The 17,592-nt window shown below is 57.3% G+C and carries 16 protein-coding genes and 1 other RNA gene; 4 read left to right on the plus strand and 13 right to left on the minus strand.

Annotation, left to right across the window (positions count from 1 at the left end):
• Nucleotides 1-3: 3 nt before the first annotated feature.
• Genes H4N61_RS11875 through rsmH form a run of 3 tightly spaced genes read right to left on the minus strand, consistent with a single transcriptional unit; the run spans nucleotide 4 to nucleotide 3,121 of the window.
• The gene (locus tag H4N61_RS11875; RefSeq protein ID WP_169195148.1) at nucleotides 4-1,740 is read right to left on the minus strand and encodes a penicillin-binding protein 2; all 1,737 of its coding nucleotides are present in this window, start codon (nucleotides 1,738-1,740) and stop codon (nucleotides 4-6) included.
• Nucleotides 1,740-2,123: a hypothetical protein gene (locus tag H4N61_RS11880; RefSeq protein WP_169195147.1), complete on the minus strand. Its 384-nt coding sequence runs from the start codon at nucleotides 2,121-2,123 to the stop codon at nucleotides 1,740-1,742. Before H4N61_RS11880 ends, H4N61_RS11875 begins: the two co-directional genes overlap by 1 nt.
• Nucleotides 2,123-3,121, minus strand: a complete 999-nt coding sequence (rsmH, locus tag H4N61_RS11885; RefSeq protein WP_169195146.1) for a 16S rRNA (cytosine(1402)-N(4))-methyltransferase RsmH — start codon at nucleotides 3,119-3,121, stop codon at nucleotides 2,123-2,125. Before rsmH ends, H4N61_RS11880 begins: the two co-directional genes overlap by 1 nt.
• 190 nt (nucleotides 3,122-3,311) lie before the next feature.
• Here rsmH and H4N61_RS11890 point away from each other — a divergent pair, with 190 nt between their 5' ends.
• The 3 genes from H4N61_RS11890 to H4N61_RS11900 are packed head-to-tail and all read left to right on the plus strand — an operon-like array spanning nucleotide 3,312 to nucleotide 6,291.
• Entirely contained in the window at nucleotides 3,312-4,808 is a 1,497-nt protein-coding gene (locus H4N61_RS11890) for a CHASE3 domain-containing protein (RefSeq protein WP_169195145.1), read from the plus strand.
• Nucleotides 4,805-5,248, plus strand: coding sequence for a response regulator (locus H4N61_RS11895; protein ID WP_169195144.1), 444 nt, complete (start codon nucleotides 4,805-4,807; stop codon nucleotides 5,246-5,248). Before H4N61_RS11890 ends, H4N61_RS11895 begins: the two co-directional genes overlap by 4 nt.
• A gap of 5 nt (nucleotides 5,249-5,253) precedes the next feature.
• Nucleotides 5,254-6,291, plus strand: a complete 1,038-nt coding sequence (locus H4N61_RS11900; RefSeq protein ID WP_182394092.1) for a histidine kinase dimerization/phosphoacceptor domain -containing protein — start codon at nucleotides 5,254-5,256, stop codon at nucleotides 6,289-6,291.
• A gap of 292 nt (nucleotides 6,292-6,583) precedes the next feature.
• Here H4N61_RS11900 and H4N61_RS11905 read toward each other — a convergent pair whose 3' ends face one another.
• The 7 genes from H4N61_RS11905 to H4N61_RS11935 all read right to left on the minus strand — a co-directional run bounded on the left by H4N61_RS11905 (nucleotide 6,584) and on the right by H4N61_RS11935 (nucleotide 13,352).
• Nucleotides 6,584-7,861 carry a saccharopine dehydrogenase family protein gene (locus tag H4N61_RS11905; protein WP_182394093.1) on the minus strand — a complete coding sequence of 426 codons (1,278 nt, stop codon included), beginning with the start codon at nucleotides 7,859-7,861 and terminating at the stop codon, nucleotides 6,584-6,586.
• Nucleotides 7,862-7,904: 43 nt separating this feature from the next.
• Nucleotides 7,905-9,005, minus strand: coding sequence for a carboxynorspermidine decarboxylase (nspC, locus tag H4N61_RS11910; protein WP_169195141.1), 1,101 nt, complete (start codon nucleotides 9,003-9,005; stop codon nucleotides 7,905-7,907).
• A gap of 163 nt (nucleotides 9,006-9,168) precedes the next feature.
• Nucleotides 9,169-9,552: RNase P RNA component class A (gene rnpB, locus H4N61_RS11915), an RNA gene on the minus strand.
• 32 nt (nucleotides 9,553-9,584) lie between these two features.
• Nucleotides 9,585-10,331: a DnaJ family molecular chaperone gene (locus tag H4N61_RS11920; protein ID WP_169195140.1), complete on the minus strand. Its 747-nt coding sequence runs from the start codon at nucleotides 10,329-10,331 to the stop codon at nucleotides 9,585-9,587.
• 87 nt (nucleotides 10,332-10,418) lie between these two features.
• Nucleotides 10,419-11,372, minus strand: a complete 954-nt coding sequence (locus H4N61_RS11925; RefSeq protein ID WP_182394094.1) for a hypothetical protein — start codon at nucleotides 11,370-11,372, stop codon at nucleotides 10,419-10,421.
• A gap of 122 nt (nucleotides 11,373-11,494) precedes the next feature.
• Nucleotides 11,495-12,388 (minus strand): methylenetetrahydrofolate reductase [NAD(P)H], encoded by an 894-nt coding sequence (gene metF, locus H4N61_RS11930; protein ID WP_169195138.1) that lies wholly within the window; start codon nucleotides 12,386-12,388, stop codon nucleotides 11,495-11,497.
• Between the two features lies 1 nt (nucleotide 12,389).
• Nucleotides 12,390-13,352: a metalloregulator ArsR/SmtB family transcription factor gene (locus tag H4N61_RS11935; protein ID WP_169195137.1), complete on the minus strand. Its 963-nt coding sequence runs from the start codon at nucleotides 13,350-13,352 to the stop codon at nucleotides 12,390-12,392.
• Between the two features lie 156 nt (nucleotides 13,353-13,508).
• Here H4N61_RS11935 and H4N61_RS11940 point away from each other — a divergent pair, with 156 nt between their 5' ends.
• Nucleotides 13,509-14,762 (plus strand): mechanosensitive ion channel domain-containing protein, encoded by a 1,254-nt coding sequence (locus H4N61_RS11940; RefSeq protein WP_169195136.1) that lies wholly within the window; start codon nucleotides 13,509-13,511, stop codon nucleotides 14,760-14,762.
• Here the strand turns inward: H4N61_RS11940 and H4N61_RS11945 are convergent.
• The 3 genes from H4N61_RS11945 to H4N61_RS11955 form a co-directional block, all read right to left on the minus strand.
• A complete protein-coding gene (locus tag H4N61_RS11945) occupies nucleotides 14,750-15,874 on the minus strand; it encodes a DUF2336 domain-containing protein (RefSeq protein WP_182394095.1) in 1,125 nt (374 codons plus the stop codon). The two genes, H4N61_RS11940 and H4N61_RS11945, sit on opposite strands and share 13 nt — an antisense overlap.
• A 190-nt stretch (nucleotides 15,875-16,064) precedes the next feature.
• Complete coding sequence (locus H4N61_RS11950) at nucleotides 16,065-16,847, minus strand: hypothetical protein (protein WP_182394096.1); 783 nt, start codon at nucleotides 16,845-16,847, stop codon at nucleotides 16,065-16,067.
• A gap of 6 nt (nucleotides 16,848-16,853) precedes the next feature.
• The gene (locus H4N61_RS11955; protein ID WP_169195133.1) at nucleotides 16,854-17,498 is read right to left on the minus strand and encodes a helix-turn-helix domain-containing protein; all 645 of its coding nucleotides are present in this window, start codon (nucleotides 17,496-17,498) and stop codon (nucleotides 16,854-16,856) included.
• Nucleotides 17,499-17,592: the final 94 nt, after the last annotated feature.

A 17,592-nucleotide genomic window follows, 5' to 3' on the forward strand; every position in this document is an offset into this window, starting at 1 on the left:
CAGTCAAAATCCTTCTGGATAGAGCTGCCGCACTGATTGCGGAACGATCTGTTGATCCAGCAGCTCACTAAATTCTGGCGCAATACCCAGCATTGGTGCAATCCGTTGCACGATCCGGCCGGTCATATGCCCCGCATTCCAACCTGCGGTGGTGCCTGACCGTTCATTTTCTGCCTTTGGCTCATCGACCATCACGACCATAGCATAGCGGGGATTATCGAGTGGGAAGGCAGACGCGAAAAAGTTCGTCACCTTGCTCGATGAATAGCGGCCATCAACCACTTTTTCTGCAGTACCAGTCTTCCCGCCAACGCGGTAGCCCAGCGCAAGCTTATTCATCTGCGAACCGGAACCGCCAACCGAGATTGCGTTCAACCGCATCAAATAGCGGACGTATTCGCTGGTCTGCGCACTCACCACTGGCTCATAAAGCTTCTCTGCGTCAGCAATCGAGCGCTTGAATAGCGTTGGGGCAATGTAATTGCCGCCGTTGAGCAGAGCTGTGTGCGCCATAACCATGTGCAGCGGCGACACCGAAAGACCGTGACCGAAGGATGCCGTAGCGGCCCCCACTTCTGAGAACGACTTTGGAATGGTCGGAGAGCGCATTTCAGGCAATTCAAACTCGACGCGTTCGTCAAACTTGAGGCGGCTGAGGAAGGCGCGGAAATTGTCTTTGCCCATCGCCTGCATCACCCGGATCGTGCCGATATTAGACGAGTATTTGTAAACTTCCGGCAACGCGAGGATACGGTTTTTACCGTGGAAGTCGCTAATCGTGTACCGACCGAAGCGCACACCATAGCGCGCATCGAACTTGTCCGTGATACGGACGGTACCGGAGTCCAGCGCTCCCGCGATGGTGATGGTCTTGAAAATCGAGCCCGGCTCAAAGATGCCCGACGTGATCCGGTTGAATGTATCTTTGACCAAGGCAGACGCGGGCTCATTCGGATTGAAGTCCGGCAACGATGCCATCGCAACAACTTCACCCGAATAGATGTCGATAATGACGCCTGCAGCCGCGATCGCCTGATAGCGCGCCATCGAATCCTGCATCTCCTGATGCAGAATATGCTGCACGCGCATGTCGACCGAGAGCTCAATTGGCGTCAGCGCATTGCCGCGCGCAAGGCCAAGCTCCTGCAACACCGAAAGGTGGTCGGTATCGACATAGCGCTCAATGCCCGCAATGCCCTGATTGTCGACATTGGTCGATCCCAGAATATGGGCCGCCTCGCTCATCGCCGGATAGAAGCGCTTGGATTCCGTGATGAAATCAATGCCCGGAATACCCAGACGCATCACTTGCTCTTGGATGGCGGGCGTCAGTTCGCGCTGCACCCACACAAAGCCCTTTTCGCCCGTCAGTCGCTTGCGCAGCCATTCTTCATCCAGGCTTGGCAACACGGTACGGAGCTTGGAGACAGCCTCTTCAACGTCAATAATGCGGCGCGGCTCGGCGTAAAGCGAAGGCACACGGATATCGACCGCCATCTCCAAACCATTGCGGTCCAGAATGGGCGGGCGCGACGCCATGATCGCGTCACGCGTTTGCCCTTCGATCGATTGATCCGGCACAACCATGCCCAGCTGAATGAGGCGACCGCCCACCAGGCCAAAGCCCATGACGACGGCCAAAATCATCCACCGAATACGCGCCTGCGTCAGGTTCCCGCGCTGCTTACGCGAGCCCTCTAACGCAATGGTCGGCGGCATTCCCTCGGCGACGATAGCCATTATTCGGCTCCATCCAGTTCAATGATAGCGTCGATTGGATCAACGCCTTCTGCAATTGCTTCAAACAAGGCATCCATGGATGCCGCATCGGGTTTTTCGGGGCGCATCGGCAAGGCCGCGAACGCCCCAAATTGCTCTTGCGCAACAGGGGTCAATTCGAGCTCCACCTGATGGCGCTTCACAATTGGGTCGATGTGACCGGGCTGATTGAGCACCGCCCAGTCTGCTTTGATCAGAGAGAGTTCTCCCTCCTGCTCATTGATTTTTACGGCTAACGCAGTTCGCTCAGCCGCCGTGCCTTCAATGGAAAACTTGAGCGCGTAAACGCCCGAAAGCATGGCCACCGACACAAACAGCAGGAAAATGTTGACGCTGCGGATCATTACGCTTCTCGCACTTCCGGAACACCCAGACCACGCAACTGCACCGGACGCGCAGCATCAGTGGTGCGACGCGCACTGCGCAACACAGCCGAGCGCGAGCGCGGATTGCGCGACAACTCAGCCTCGCCCGCCTTGACGGCCTTGGCGACCGGATGCCAACGCCGCGCTTCGGCCTGCACCTGCGGCAAGTGACGCGATGCGGTCGGCCCACCCTTGTCAGGGTCGAAGAAGCGCTTGACGATACGATCTTCCAACGAATGGAAGCTCACCACGGCCAGCGTCCCCTCTTCGCCCAAAAGGCGTTCGGCCGCGAACAGGCCTTCAACCAACTGGTCGAATTCGCCATTCACCGCGATCCGCAAGGCTTGGAACGAGCGCGTTGCCGGATGCGCATCACCAGGCTTACGACCGATGGCCTTCTCAATGATCTTGGCGAGTTGCAGCGTCGTGGTAATCGGCTCGTCTTCGCGCGCGGCCACAATGAACTGGGCGATACGGCGAGACTTACGCTCTTCGCCAAACGCATAAAGCAAATTCGCCAGCGGCTCCGTTTCCAGCTCATTGACCAGATCCGCGGCACTCGTGCCTGAACTGCTCATGCGCATATCCAAAGGCCCCTCACGCATAAATGAGAAGCCTCGTTCGGCCTGATCAAGCTGCATAGACGACACGCCAATGTCGAGCACAACGCCGTCAATCGGCCCAAAGGGCGCGGCCAGCGTATCGAGAGCCGAGAATGTGCCAGCAACAAAATGGAAGGTATCGGGGAATTCAGCGCGCAACCGCTCGACATGCGGAGCAACGGTCGGGTCGCGGTCGATCCCGATGACAGTCGCGCCAGCCTGCAGCAGCGCACGCGAATAGCCGCCTGCGCCGAACGTACCGTCGACGATTTTCATTCCCGGTGCGGGCTTCAAAGCCCAAAGCACTTCGTCCAACAAAACCGGTAGATGTGGCCCTGCTGTCACGTCTGACTCGGGCAGATTTGGCTTGCCCATATTCGGCAAAACTCCATCACCGGCAAAACGCGCCGGTTACAAAAACTCATCCCCTATTTTGCAATGGGACCTTTAAGATTTTGTTTCCCATTCACCTGACGGCGGAACCACTCACGATCTCGTGACTTATATTCATCATTGCGCCTGTAAAATATTCAGGCGATTAAATATGTGCCTGCCGAGATTTCAGATGCCAATTAGCAACAAAACATTCATCCGATCGACAGCACTCTTAATGCTCACCGGCTTGATCGCCCTGATCGGCATCGTCGGGACCAATATTTGGTTGGTCGAGCGCTCCCAAGGCTATTTCCAGGAAGTTATTGATGCGCGCTCCATACGCCGCGCATCTGTCGACCTACTCGGATCATTGCAGGATATGGAAACCGGGCAGCGCGGCTATTTGCTGACCCAGGACCGAAAATATCTTGAGCCATACGAACAGCATATTGAGGCAATCGATCGGAACCTGGCCGATCTGAATGCGAGCCTCAGCCAAATTGAAAACGCTCAAGAGTCGTTGCAGCGACTGAGCACCAATATCGCCTACAAGCGCGCCGAGCTCGCGGACACCCTAACCCTCGCTGATAGCCAAGGTTTCCCTGACGCGATTGAGCGGGTCCGCAGCGATAGTGGTAAGCAAGCGATGGATGACATCCGGGCTTTCCTCACGGCTGTGATGACAGGCGCGGATGATCGAATCTCTGCCGGTGCTGAGAACCAAGAAAACACGATCAATTTTCTCCGCCTCATCACGGTCGTGGGCGGCGCGGTCATTCTGCTGGTGGTCAGCGGCTCCATCTGGACCATGATTTCCTACATGCGCGAACTGGCCCTTGCGCGCAAAGAGATTGAAGAAGCGAACCTCGGGCTCGAAGCGCGCGTCGCTGATCGCACCAAAGAGCTGGGCAAGGCGAATGAGGAAATCCAGCGTTTCGCCTATATCGTCACGCACGATCTGCGCGCCCCGCTCGTCAACGTCATGGGCTTCACCAGTGAGATGGAAACAGGCGTTGCAGCCGTGCGGACCTATATGGAACTGCACCCGCCTGCCCCCGGCGACACAGTGGCTGAGGAAGCCTATCTGGCCGCCTCTGAAGATCTTCCCGAGGCCGTCACCTTTATTCGCGCTGCCACGCGCAAGATGGATAGCCTCATCAACGCTATTCTCAAAATCTCCCGCGAAGGGCGGCGCACCTTGCGCCCTGAATCTATTGATCTCAAACGGCTCGTTGAAAATTCGGCGGCGGCCGTCCATCATCAACTCGTCGAAGGGCAAGGCGAGATCAATATCGACGTCAAGGTCAACGAGCTGTTCACCGACCGGCTGTCTGTCGAGCAGGTCTTGGGCAATATTCTCGATAATGCCATCAAATACCAAAGCCCAAATCGGCCGCTACACGTTCGGATCACGGCGCGGAACGCGCCCGGCAATCGCGTGATCATTGATGTCGCAGATAATGGGCGCGGCATTGCTGACACTGACCACGAACGCGTCTTCGAGCTCTTCCGCCGCTCTGGCACCCAAAACAATCCAGGCGAAGGCATTGGCCTCGCCCACGTCCGCACCATGGCCCGCAGCCTCGGCGGCGACGTAAAACTCTCATCCAAACTCGGTGCAGGCACCACCTTCACCGTCGATCTTCCGCGCGATCTGCGCGCATACCTAAAGGGAAATGGGGCATGAACAACGCGCGTCCAGTGACCATCGTCATGGTCGAAGATGATGAGGGCCACGCCCGCCTCATCGAGAAAAACATCCGTCGTGCTGGTGTTGCCAACGAAATCCTTGGCTTCACCAACGGCACCGATGCACTCGAATTCCTTCTTGGTCCCGACGGCACCGGCCAAACCAATCAGGGGCGCCAGCTTCTGGTTTTGCTTGACCTCAACCTGCCCGACATGACCGGCATCGATATCCTCGAAAAAGTCAAAGCGAACGAGCATACTCGCCGCTCACCGGTCGTGGTGCTCACCACCACCGATGATCAGCGCGAGATCCAGCGCTGCTACGATCTGGGCGCCAACGTCTACATCACCAAGCCGGTAGACTATGAAGGGTTCGCTCATGCCATCAAACAGCTCGGCCTGTTCTTCTCAGTCATGCAAATTCCAGAGGCCGAATAATCTAAATGCCGAATAGAACGCCGACCGTTCTTTATGTTGATGACGACCCGGGTCTGACGCGGCTGGTTCAAAAAGCCATGCAGCGCAGGGGCTTCCACTTCTTCAGCGCTGGCGGCGTTGGAGAAGCGCTGACCCATTTGCAGAATGAAAATATCGATGTCGCCGTGCTTGATCACTACATGCCCGACGGCACCGGCCTAGACATTCTCGCAGGCATGGGCACGCTCGAAAACCGGCCCGGTGTTGTCTATGTGACAGGCGCTGCTGAAACCGAGATTGCCGTGTCCGCCATGAAGTCCGGGGCCACCGACTTCGTCCCCAAGACCGGTTCTGAGCAATTCATGGAACTGCTCTTGGTGGCGATTGATAGCGCCGTCGACAGTGTGAGATTGACCCGCGCCAATGAACGCGCCAACCGCGAAGCCCGTGAAGCCCGCGAACGCGCCGAAATGCTGTTGGGGGAGGTCAATCATCGTGTCGCCAATTCACTGGCCATGGTTGCCGCGCTCGTCGGCTTACAAGCGAACGCCTTAGAGGATCAGGAAGCCAAGCGCGCCCTCTCCGAGACGCAGGCGCGTATTCATGCTTTGGCCGGGGTGCATAGGCACCTTTATACCTCCGGCGACGTCCGAACCGTGCAAATTGGCGACTATGTCTCCAGCCTGATTGGCGAACTCGAAAACAGCGTTCAGGCAGAGGGCCAAACCGCACGCATTCGCACCGATGTGCAGAGCTTTCCAGTCCCAACGGAGAAGGTGGCCTCTCTCGGCGTCATTCTCATTGAGTTGGTCACCAATGCGCTCAAATATGCTTATGAGGGTCGCGAGCCCGGCGAAATCCGCATCACGATGCGCTGTCAGAATGACAGTGTTCGCTTGATCATCGAAGATGATGGCGTTGGCTGGAGCGGCGTAGGCAAACCGCGTGGCACTGGGTTGGGAACGCGCATCGTCAGAGCAATGGCCCATTCCCTCAGTGCCGATGTCACTTATCGTAACGGGCCGGGCACAAGCGTTGAGGTCACCTTCCCGCTGAACGGCTGAGCATAGAGCACAGGGGCAAGCTCGTTCGGTACAGCGGCAAATTTCACGATGCCCACAACCAGTGCCAAAACCAGAGCGCCGCTCAGGACGTAGAACCTAAAGTAGCTGTTTTTGAAAGGGTTTTTCCGACCCCGCATCGGATCACCGCTGTTAGAATAGTCCATAGAGAGGCCCGTAATTGTATTGCAGACATAAGCCCGTCGCCGGGAAGTGGTTGCAATAACAAACCTAAGAGTGTGCCCAAAACATCAAAGACCGGGATTGCTCCCGGTCTTTCGTATGTCGTAAATCCTTAAGCCAGCTTGGATTTAGCCTTCTGGGCCTTAAACTCAGCCGGGTTAAATTCGCGGTCACCCTTAGCGTCACGAATGCGTGTCGGCAGGCCAAGCCTGCCCAAAAGATCGATGAACGGCACAGCTGGCAGTTCTTCGACATTGGCCATGCGATGGCAATCCCACTCACCCGTAGCGATCAGCATTGCGGCCGCGACAGCAGGCACACCCGCCGTATAGGAGATCGCCTGGCTATTGGTCTCAGCAAAGGCTTCTTCGTGGTCTGAGATGTTGTAAACTAACAGCTCAGTGGCCTCGCCATTGCGCGTGCCCTTGATGAGATCGCCAATGAAGGTCTTACCGGTGTAGCCCGGCGCGAGCGACATCGGATCAGGCAACACCGCCTTCACCACCTTAAGCGGCACAACTTCCAAGCCCTCTGCCGTCGTCACCGGCTGTTCAGAAAGCAGGCCAAGGTTGTTCAGAACGGTGAAGACATTGATGTAGTGCTCGCCAAAACCCATCCAGAAACGAACATCTGGAACACCGAGATTGGCCGAGAGCGAATGCACCTCGTCGTGACCGGTGAGATAGGTCGTGTGCGAACCAACGACCGGCAGATCGTCCGTGCGCTTGACTTCGAACATCTTGTTCGCCGTCCACTCGCTATTCTGCCAGCTCCAAACGGTGCCGGTGAATTCACGGAAGTTGATTTCCGGGTCGAAATTGGTCGCAAAATAGCGCCCATGGCTACCAGCGTTGACGTCGATAATGTCGATGCTGTCGATCTGGTCGAAATAGGCATTCGCTGCCAGCGACGCATAAGAATTGACCACGCCTGGGTCAAAGCCAGCACCGAGAATGGCTGTGACGCCCTTGCGCTCGCATTCATCGCGATGCTTCCACTCGTAGTTGCCGTACCACGGTGGCGCTTCGCAAATCTTCTTAGGGTCTTCGTGAATTGCTGTGTCGATATAGGCAACACCCGTATCCATACAGGCGCGCAGAACCGACATATTCAAAAACGCAGAACCGGCGTTGATGACGATGTGTGTGTGGGTCTGCTTGATCAGTGCCTTGGTGGCTTCGACATCCATTGCGTCGAGCTTATGTGCAGCCAAGACTCCAGGGCGCTTAAGCGCCTTCTTGTCCAAAATGCCCGCAACCAGTGCGTCAGCCTTGGACAGCGTTCGGGAGGCAATGTGAATGTCTCCCAAAACATCATTGTGCATTGCAGCCTTATAAGCTGCGACCTGCGCGACACCTCCGGCGCCGATGATCAGTACGTTTTTCTTCAATTGTCACGAAACACCTTTTTATGGGTGGAAAGGTCAGCCAATCCTAAGACAGGCTAGCGAGATAGTCAGAATAGTCGAACGTGCGTACCAGCTCGACATCCCCATTTCGTTTCTTAATAGCGATGGAAGGCATGGCAACACCGTTGAACCAGTTCTTCTTCACCATTGTGTACCCGCCTGCGTTCTGCAGAGAGATACGGTCTCCAACCTTGAGTTCCGTCGGAAAATCGTATTCGCCAAACACGTCACCGGCGAGGCACGACTTGCCCGCGATAACATAGTGGTTTGGACCGGCATTGGGTTCCATTTCGGCACTCTGCCGATAGATCAACAGATCCAACATATGGGCTTCAACGGCGCTATCGACAATGGCGACAGACTTTTCGTTTTCGACCACATCAAGAACCGACACTTCCAGCGTCGTAGTTCCAGTGACGATCGCGTCACCGGGCTCAAGATAAACTTGTAGCTGATAGCGCTCAGAAAACGCCTTGAGGCGGGCTGCCAGCGCATCGATGTCGTAGCCAGCGCCGGTAAAGTGAATACCACCACCAAAGCTGACCCACTCGAGCTTCTCGAAAAGGTGACCGAGCTTTTCTTCAAAAGTGTCGAGCAATGCGGAGAAAGCGACAACACTGTCGTTCTCGCAATTGCAGTGCAGCATGAACCCGCTGACGCGGTCCATAACCGCCTCAACCTTGCTGACGTCGCGTTCCCCCAGACGGGAGTATGGTCGCGCCGGATCGGCAAGATCGAAATGGGAATGACTCACGCCCGGATTGACCCGCAGCCCAACTGGCATATGCGCAGCCTTGGCACCAAAACGCTCGAGCTGATTGATCGAGTTGAAGATCATCTTGTCGGCGTACGAAATCGCTTCGTCGATTTCATCATCGGACCAAGCCACGGAATAAGCGTGGGTTTCCCCGCCAAACTTTTCCTTGCCCAAACGCACTTCATTCAGCGAGGACGAGGTTGAGCCGTCCATATGCTGGGAGATTTGCGGAAAGGTTGACCAGGTCGAAAACGCCTTAAGCGCCATCACAGCTTTCGCCCCGGAGAGCTGCCGCAGGCGATCAACTTTTGCCAGATTGAGATCGAGCTTGGCTTCGTCGATCAGGTAAAACGGTGTTGCCAGGGGCATCGCGCCAACTCCAAAAAAGCGTGTGCCCGCCGGAAATACGGCGGAGGTCCAAGGGGCCCCCGTTTAAGGGAAGATGACGAAAATCGCAAGGGCACACAGGGATATCTCACGGGGTTGCGACCCCACGTCCTGTGGACGCCCCTCCCCACCACCATGGGGAAGGTATGCCAGTTGACCTATAAGCCGGGTTCTGTAAGGCCGCTAAAAGCGACGCGGTGACCATTCATCTGAGGCGGCCGTCGCCGGCGCGCTCGTGCAACCAACCCGGATGATCTGGCCTCGAAACAGGCTGGGCATAAAGCCCGCGTCATCCCTATTTGGTTTTGCTCCCGGTGGGGTTTGCCGTGCGGCCTCTGTCGCCAGACGCCCGGTGCGCTCTTACCGCACCCTTTCATCCTTACCTCGGCATGCCGAGGCGGTTTGCTTTCTGTGGCACTTTCCCTAGGGTCGCCCCCGGCGGCTGTTAGCCGTCACCGTGTTTCGATGGAGCCCGGACTTTCCTCCAACGGGCAGTTACCCACCCGCCAGCGGTCACCCGGTCAACTGACGGTGCCTAAATGCGGCAGCGCCACTGATCCGTCAAGTGAGCATCGGTTGGGGTTTGGGCCGAGTAATCGCTTGATACGCCAAATTGATCGACGCCATGCGCGCGGTCGCCACATCGATCAGCTCTTCAGGCACGCCTTTAGCAATCAAACGATCCGGATGGTGTTCGGCGACCAGCAGGCGATAAACCCGGCGCACTTCCTCAGGCGGCGCATCGTGGCGCAGGCCCAGCACCATATAAGGGTCCACCCCCTCCTCCAGCATCACATGCTGGGAGGCGATCTGTTCAAACCGCGCCTCATCGAACCCAAAAATTGAGCTGACGTGTCGCAGGTATTCCAGCTCGCTTTCATGCACGAGGCCGTCCGCCGTGGCGATAAAGAACAGCCCGTCGAGCACGTGCTCCAGCGTTTCTGGCGTTTCAGCGAAATAGCGGGACACTTTGCGTGCATAAGAATCGTAGCCAGCAACATCCTGCTTGGCCAAGTTGAAAAGCTTCTGCACCTGCTCGCGGCTACCATCGGCAATATCGACCGTAGCGTTAAACGCCCGCACTTCCGATGCGGTCACCGCGCCGTCAGCCACAGCCATCTTGGCCGACAAGGCAATCAAGGCCAGCGTAAAGGCAGCGTCGCGCCCACCCGGTAGCCATGTGTCTGGGTCGAGAATATCAGCCACTCGGCCCGCGAGGCCGGTGCGATCTGAAAACGAGCCAAGGAACCGCGACAGCTTATGACGCAGATCGTTGTTCTCTTCAGCTTTGCGGACGCAAGATAACATTTGCTGTCGCTTTCAGTTTCCGTCGAAACACCTCTCTATCGGCATTTTACGATGAAGTCCATGCCAGCACCGCATGGACCCGTTTCATCAGTTCAACGGATAGACTTCATATTCGGGGATGTCCCTACCGTCATAAACCAGAGGGAAGCCCCTTGGTTGCGCGTTCGCGGGACCTTGATCAAAGAAAAAACCGCCCGGCACATAGTCATTGCCACCACCAACATTGGCCGGAGGCACGACTGCGTTTGGTGGCACAATCTGCTGGCGGCGAACGGTGGCGCGGCTACCCTGCTGATTGAGGAAATCCTGCACAGGCCCAGCTTCCCATTCTTCCATCTCATCAAGCTCTTCAGGCCGAATGACGCGATTGTCTTGGAGTCGGATAACACGGTTATCTGACGGACGTATGACGGTCTGACTATGGATCGGCGGCGTATCGATAATCAGCGGCGGTGTAGACGCAACCTCGACTGACGGCGGACGCTGCCACGCAGGCGTCGGAAACCCGACGACCTTTGGCACAGTAGCAACAACCGCAGGTGCAGGAGCCGGAGCGGCTGGTGGCGTTGCAACGGGCACAGCCACCGGAGCCGGTACTGGTTTTGGCGCAGGCTTCTCTACGGCCTGCTGCGCAGGCTGTATCGACGCCGGAACTGCTGGCTTCGCGGCAACCGGCTGGGTTTCAGGCTGAGCCGCGGGCTTAGCCGCAGGCGCGCTGCCACCGCCTGAGATATAATCGGGAAGCGCACGCCCGGAGTTCAAAAAATTATCGACCACATCGCCAGACTGAGCCGCAGCAGGTGCACTCGCCTTTGGAGCTTCAGCCACCTCTTGCCGCGCTTCAACCACTGGAGACGCCGGGGCTGAAACGGCTGCAGGCGCCGAAGTAGCAGCAGGCGCACGCACTTCACTGACCACAGCCACGCTTGATCCGACATCAGGCATGAACTGGCGAGTAATGAAGTCTGCGGATGGAATGGCAACGACCAGCAAAGCGCCGGTCCAGGCCAAGCCATTGGTAATGCGGCGGTCGATCTTCATAAACATCATCCAAACGGCTGTGGGCGCTAGGCGAGGACAAACCCCGCTTTCATGGCCACAATATGAACTGCGGCCATGATCCCATCATCCGCCACCCCGTCTGAACGGGGGATGAACGCCTCTTACGGGCGGCGACCCAGCAAGCGCGCGAGTGCCAGAACCAGATTTGACCGGTTCAGCGTAAAGAAGTGGAACTCCGTTATGCCTTCATCGAGCAGTTCGGTGACCTGTTCCGCCGCAACCGCTGCAGCCATGAGCGCATGCGTTTCTGGGTCTTCGTCGAGCCCATCAAAACGCTCTGCGAGCCATTCTGGGATCGACGCACCGCAGCGACCGGCAAAGCCTGAAATCTGCTTGAACGAGTGGATTGGCTGAATGCCGGGCACGATTGGCGCGGTGATACCGGCCTTTTGCGCGCGCTCGACATAGCGCAGATAGTCCGCGTTCGAGAAGAACATCTGCGTAATCGCACGGTTCGCACCGGCATCGATCTTGCGCTTGAGATTGTCGATTTCGACATCCCAGCTTTCGCTCTGTGGGTGCTTTTCCGGATAGGCGGCAACCGAAATATCGAAATCGCCAATCTTGCGGATACCCGCAACCAGATCAGCCGCGTTCTGATAGCCTTCCGGATGCGGCGTGAACGGCTGCCCAATGCCTTCTGGTGGATCACCGCGCAGCGCCACAATGCTGGTCACGCCAGCATCCTTATAGCCGCGCACAACCTCGTCGACTTCGGCCTTGGTCGCGCCAACGCAGGTCAAGTGCGCTGCCGCTGGCACACCGGTGTCCGATGCAATGCGGCTCACCATGCGCAGCGTACGCTCGCGTGTCGAACCACCGGCACCATAAGTCACCGACACGAAACGTGGCTTCAGCGGCGCAAGCTTGTGTACGCTTTCCCAAAACCGCTCTTCCATAACGTCGGTCTTGGGGGGAAAGAACTCGAACGAGATCTGCAAATCCGGCCGCGTCTCTGCGGTCTTGCGGCTAGCGCGCAAATTGTCATCGAGCATTTTAGTTTTCCGTCTTATTTCGATCGACCAGAGACCACAGACACACGGTCAGCCCCTGATCATTTGTGTCGCTTGGGAACAGACGTACAGACTGCACATCCATTCCCGCTGAATTGGCCCAACCCGACATCTGCTCATCGGAGAGCCCGAGGCGTCGGTGCGCATGGTCGGTGCGCAAAAATTCGAGTGTGTGCGGCGCAAAGTCGACGATCAGAACCTGCCCACCGGGTTTCAACAACCCCTTGGCCTGCGCCAGCATTCGACCCGGATCGTCAAAATAGTGCAGCACTTGGTGCACCACGATCACGTCCGCTGGTCCCAGCGTGCTATCGAGCGCCGCCATATCGCCGAGGCGAACCTGCGCATGGGCGAGCCCAGCTTCCACCAGACGCGCTCTGGCAACCGCCAACATTTCACGGCTGGAGTCGATGCCGATCCCGCGCTCGTATGCAGGCGCCAGCACCTCGAGCATCCGCCCTGTACCCGTCCCCAGATCAAGCAGCAGCTCAATCTTGCGTTCGCCAACCGCTTCCAAAACCGCCGCTTCCACCGCAGCTTCTGGCACATGAAGGGTTTTTAAGAGGTCCCAGCTGTCCGCCACTTGCGCGAAGTAATTCGCCGCCAGAGCCTGCTGCGCGCTCCGCGCTTCAGCCTGACGCGCTCTGTCGCGCAACCGCTCAGGGTCGGTCGGGTCAACACGTGAGGTCAGCCAACGGGCCAGATCTGCGCCCTGCCCCGATGGGGTCAGGCGATAGTAGGCCCAGGCCCCTTCCGCATGGCGTTCGATTAGGCCTGCATCGGCAAGCAGTTTCAAATGACGGCTGACACGGGGCTGACTTTGATCCAATATCTCGGTCAGGTCCTTGACCGAGTGATCGCCATCGGCCAGAAGCGCCAAAAGGCGCAGCCGGGTGCTTTCCCCCGCCGCCTTCAAAACGCCCACCAACTCGTTCAGATTGCTCATACACACCTCAGATATAAAGATATGTTTATATCTTTATCGTGACGAGGTCTAGCCTGTTCTTAACCCATCTGCCGTCATTCTGCCACGCGGTTCCTTTTGAAGGGGCCGCCCGGCAAACCGCCGTATTCCAGCGCCCGCCCGCTGATAGGAGACTTTATGCTGCCACTTGAGTGGATCGACAATCACCCGCTGGTCAGCACAAGCATAGCGCTCATCCTGCTCGCACTCGCCGCTTATGCTGCGAATCTGGTGATCAAGCTCGTCCTCTTGCGTGTTCTGCATCGCCTGCTCAAGTTCACGCCCTATGGCAAAGACCCCGAGCTCAGCCGCCAGAATGTCATTGAGCGCCTCTCCCAGGCCGCGCCACCGCTAATTATCGCACTCGGCATCGCCATCGTGCCAAACCTGCATGATGTTGCCGTCGTCGCCATTCGCAACGTCGCCAATGCCACCATTATTCTGATGCTGGCCCGCGCCATTTCGGCTGTGCTCAACGTCGTTGACGTTATCTACCATCGCCGCCCCAAGGCCCGCCTGCGGCCGATGAAGAGCTATATTCAGGTCCTCAAAATCGCCGTCTACGTCATCGCCACGGTGATGATGATCGCCACCCTGATGGATCAATCCCCGGTCATTCTGCTCTCGGGTCTTGGCGCCATGGCCGCCGTCTTGATCCTCGTATTTCAGGACACGCTGCTCTCGCTGGTCGCAGGCATTCAGATTTCGTCCACCGACATGGTCCGCGTTGGCGATTGGATCGAAGTGCCCAATCAGGACGCCAATGGTGATGTTCTTGCCATCGAGCTGCACACGGTCAAAGTCCAGAACTTTGACAAAACCATCACCACCATCCCCATTCGCCGCCTCGTCACTGATCCGTTCAAAAACTACCGTGGCATGCAGGAATCCGGTGGCCGTCGCATCAAGCGCGCCATCAATATCGACCAAAGCTCCATCCGCTTCCTCAACCAGGACGAACTCGATCGTCTGGCCTCAATCGGCCTTCTCGAAAACTACCTCAAAAAGAAGCGTGAGGAGATTGCGCAGTGGAACGCCAGCCTGGGCGAGCGCGCCACAGTCCCTGCGAACACGCGCCGCTCAACCAATATCGGCGTCTTCCGCGCTTACGCTGAAGCGTATCTGCGCAACCACCCCCACATTCACCCCTCAATGGTGATCATGGTGCGCCAGATGGAGCCCACCTCCACCGGCTTGCCGATGGAGTTCTATGCCTTCACCAACACTGTGGTTTGGGTGAATTACGAAGCTATCCAGTCGGACATCTTCGATCATCTCTATGCCATTCTGGCAGAGTTCGACCTGCGCGTTTTCCAAGAACCCGCAGGTCACGACATGCAGCAAATGGGCAAGCTACTCGCTCAGCCAAGCCGGACCGTTCAGGCCGAATAGCGTTCTAGGCTGGGGCCTTTCTTACGAAAGGAATGCGCGCGCCAGAGGGCGAAAATCTCTCTGGCGTCTTCCAGCTCCAGCGCCTTAAACCGCGACAGGACCATCCGCTTTTCTTCTTCAGATGGCAGATCGCGCCACGGCAGTGTGGCAACAATCGCCTCATAAAGGTCTGCGTTCAGCCCCAGCGCTTTCAGCGCCACGGTGAGCGCTGCGTAGTCCTGCGAGGCCAGCCAGCGCACCACGATCTCCGGACCGACCTTGAGCATCACAGCAATGCCCGCAGCCGAATGGTGACCATAGCCAAAGCGGGCAAATCGCGCCAAAGCCCGATCATCAAGCTGACGGCGATCCGCCAAGCCCTTTACCTGATTATAGGCGACCTTCCATTCCTGCGCGTTGAACCCCGCACGAGCGCGCAGGCGATTGTAAACCACCGCATTGATCTTGCTCGCCGTTACCGGATCGAGCGCCACATTGGCTTGCGGAATAGCCTGCAGAACCTTTTCAGACGCCTCATCGATCTCGTTGCGAACCGAGGACCAATCGATATCATTGCGTCCGCGCAAATCGTCAGCCAGCGCTGCGTCCTGCTGGGCACGCTTAATCAGTTTCGCCAGCGTTTCCCGTGCAAACTCAGCCTTGGGGTTTTGCACCAGACGCACAACCGAAGCGCCGTCGCCATGCTCGACAATGGCTTCCCCAACCCGCTCATTGACGCCATTGCGGCTAGCAATGGCGATGCGATGTTCCTCGCTTTGGTTGGCGATGATGTCGATCAGATCGTCATCACTGAGAACCGTCGAGAACTCGAGCAGAGGGTGGGCCACCTCAATCGCGTCATTCGCGAGCCGAAGCACCACCGTGCCGGGTGCGCGCTCCAGTGGAGCCAGAATTTTCGCTACATGCGCCCGCGCTTCGATCTCGACATATTCAGCCAAGCGGCAGAGCGCTTCGTCATACTGATTGACCTGATCGTCGTCGCAGCGATCAGACACAAACGAAAACAGCTGCGCCATGTTCCGGAACAGCATTGTGCGTTCAGACGTATCGCTGTCGGTCGTCAACACGCGAAAACTTGCGAACGCTCTTTGCCCATTATCATTCTCGCCCATGCGCCCTATCTCCGAGTGTGGCTTTTTGGGAGAGATTGAACCCCTATCTGCTTGTGGCTGCTAAAGCTTCACTCCAGCATTTGAATAAAATTGTAGCAAATGGAGTTCCGCGAGCACTTCCGGCGGCATGAGGTTAACCTCAGGAAACTGCTCATGCAAAGCCGCCGTCAACCCTGACAGCACCTGCCGCCTATGCTCGACAGATAGAAAATGACGCGCTGAGGTATAATGCAGGTGCTGGATCATCGCCGTGGCGCTCAGGCGTTAATGTCGCCAGCATGGTTTCTTGCTCGGGCGTCATGCTCTGCAAGGGCGAGATAAAAAACAACGCAATGGCTTGGGCATGAGGCCACGCCTGAAACAACTCCAACGTTGTCGCCTGCACCTCGGCGCGCCGTCCTCCGGCCATAAGAGCGGTGCATTTTAGGATCAGGAGATAGGCGTAAAACTCTGTACCAAACTCTGCCAGTTCCAGCCCGAGGTCATAGAGCCTTAGCGCCTCCTCGAGTTGCCCCGCACACATATAGAGCTGCGCCCTTGTGGCATAGGCGGCGGCGAAAGCGGTCGATTCCGCAAACGCTTCTTCCGCCAATTGCTCTGCAAATTCATGATGACCGCGATTGATGAAAAACAACATCTTGGCGGCCGCCAACTTCAACAACGGATTGTCTTCCGTGGCCTGCAGATGCCCAAAAACCAGGCTCTCGATCTCATCCTGCAAAGCCTCCACTGCGCCCGGCGCAGATAGCGCCGCATCAGGGGGCCAATCAATGCTTTGCACCATGCGATTGAACGCCCAAAGCATCGCCAATGTTGAGTCATTGGGCGCATGCCCCCGCGCTGCCTTGAGCTCGCGCTCGCCCTCTCGCCAATGCGCTACAGGCGCCATGAGCGCGCGGTTCGCCTGACTCAAGCGGATTTCCAGAGGAACATCGCTCGCGCTGATCGGCGCTGTATGGTCGGGTTGAGCCATATTTTGTCAAATGGAGCTCCGCACCCAACGCGCCAACTCAATAGCTTTTGGCAAGGCATGACCCCGCTCAACGACCAGACGCACGCTGGCCAAAGCACGCGGACTATCGCGACCGGTCAGCGTGAGCACGCCATGAACGCGCCCCTCATCGGCAATACAGGCCAGCGCCAAGCCATATTGATGCTGCCCCTTTTCGCCTCCACTTGCGTCGATGACCACAGCGCGGCCACCTCCGAGAAGACTGGCGAGTTGTCGATGGACTTGAGCGACAAGCTCCTGCGCCAGAGGCGCCCCCACCTCTCCTTGAAGCGGTCCGAGCACAAGAAATGCGTCTGAAGTTTTGCGCGTCTCTTGCGCCACCCACACATAGCCTTCGCCATATTGCGTGGCGACAAACCGGGGCTCCCTTGCGTCGTCCTTCAAATGCCGGCGCAGCTTATTGACGAGAAAATCGACATTCCGCTCGCCCGCCTCGCGACCAGTTTGACTGAGGGATTGAGCCAACTCACTCCGTGTCACCACGGCTCCTGCCCTCCGTGTCAGGGTCAGCAGCAAGGTGCGTTCTTGTCGGGTGAACACCACGACACAGCCATCCGCACGTCGTGCCGACCGCATCGAAGTTTCAAAATCAACACCTTCGTATGAAGGCATCCCCCTCCTAAAACCGACCCCATCACAAACAAAATTCAAAAATCAAACAGTGAGCTAACAATCACACAATAGTCTTCATCACTCAAACGCAAAT

The sequence above is a fragment of the Devosia sp. MC521 genome, from assembly GCF_014127105.1.
Classification (GTDB): domain Bacteria; phylum Pseudomonadota; class Alphaproteobacteria; order Rhizobiales; family Devosiaceae; genus Devosia.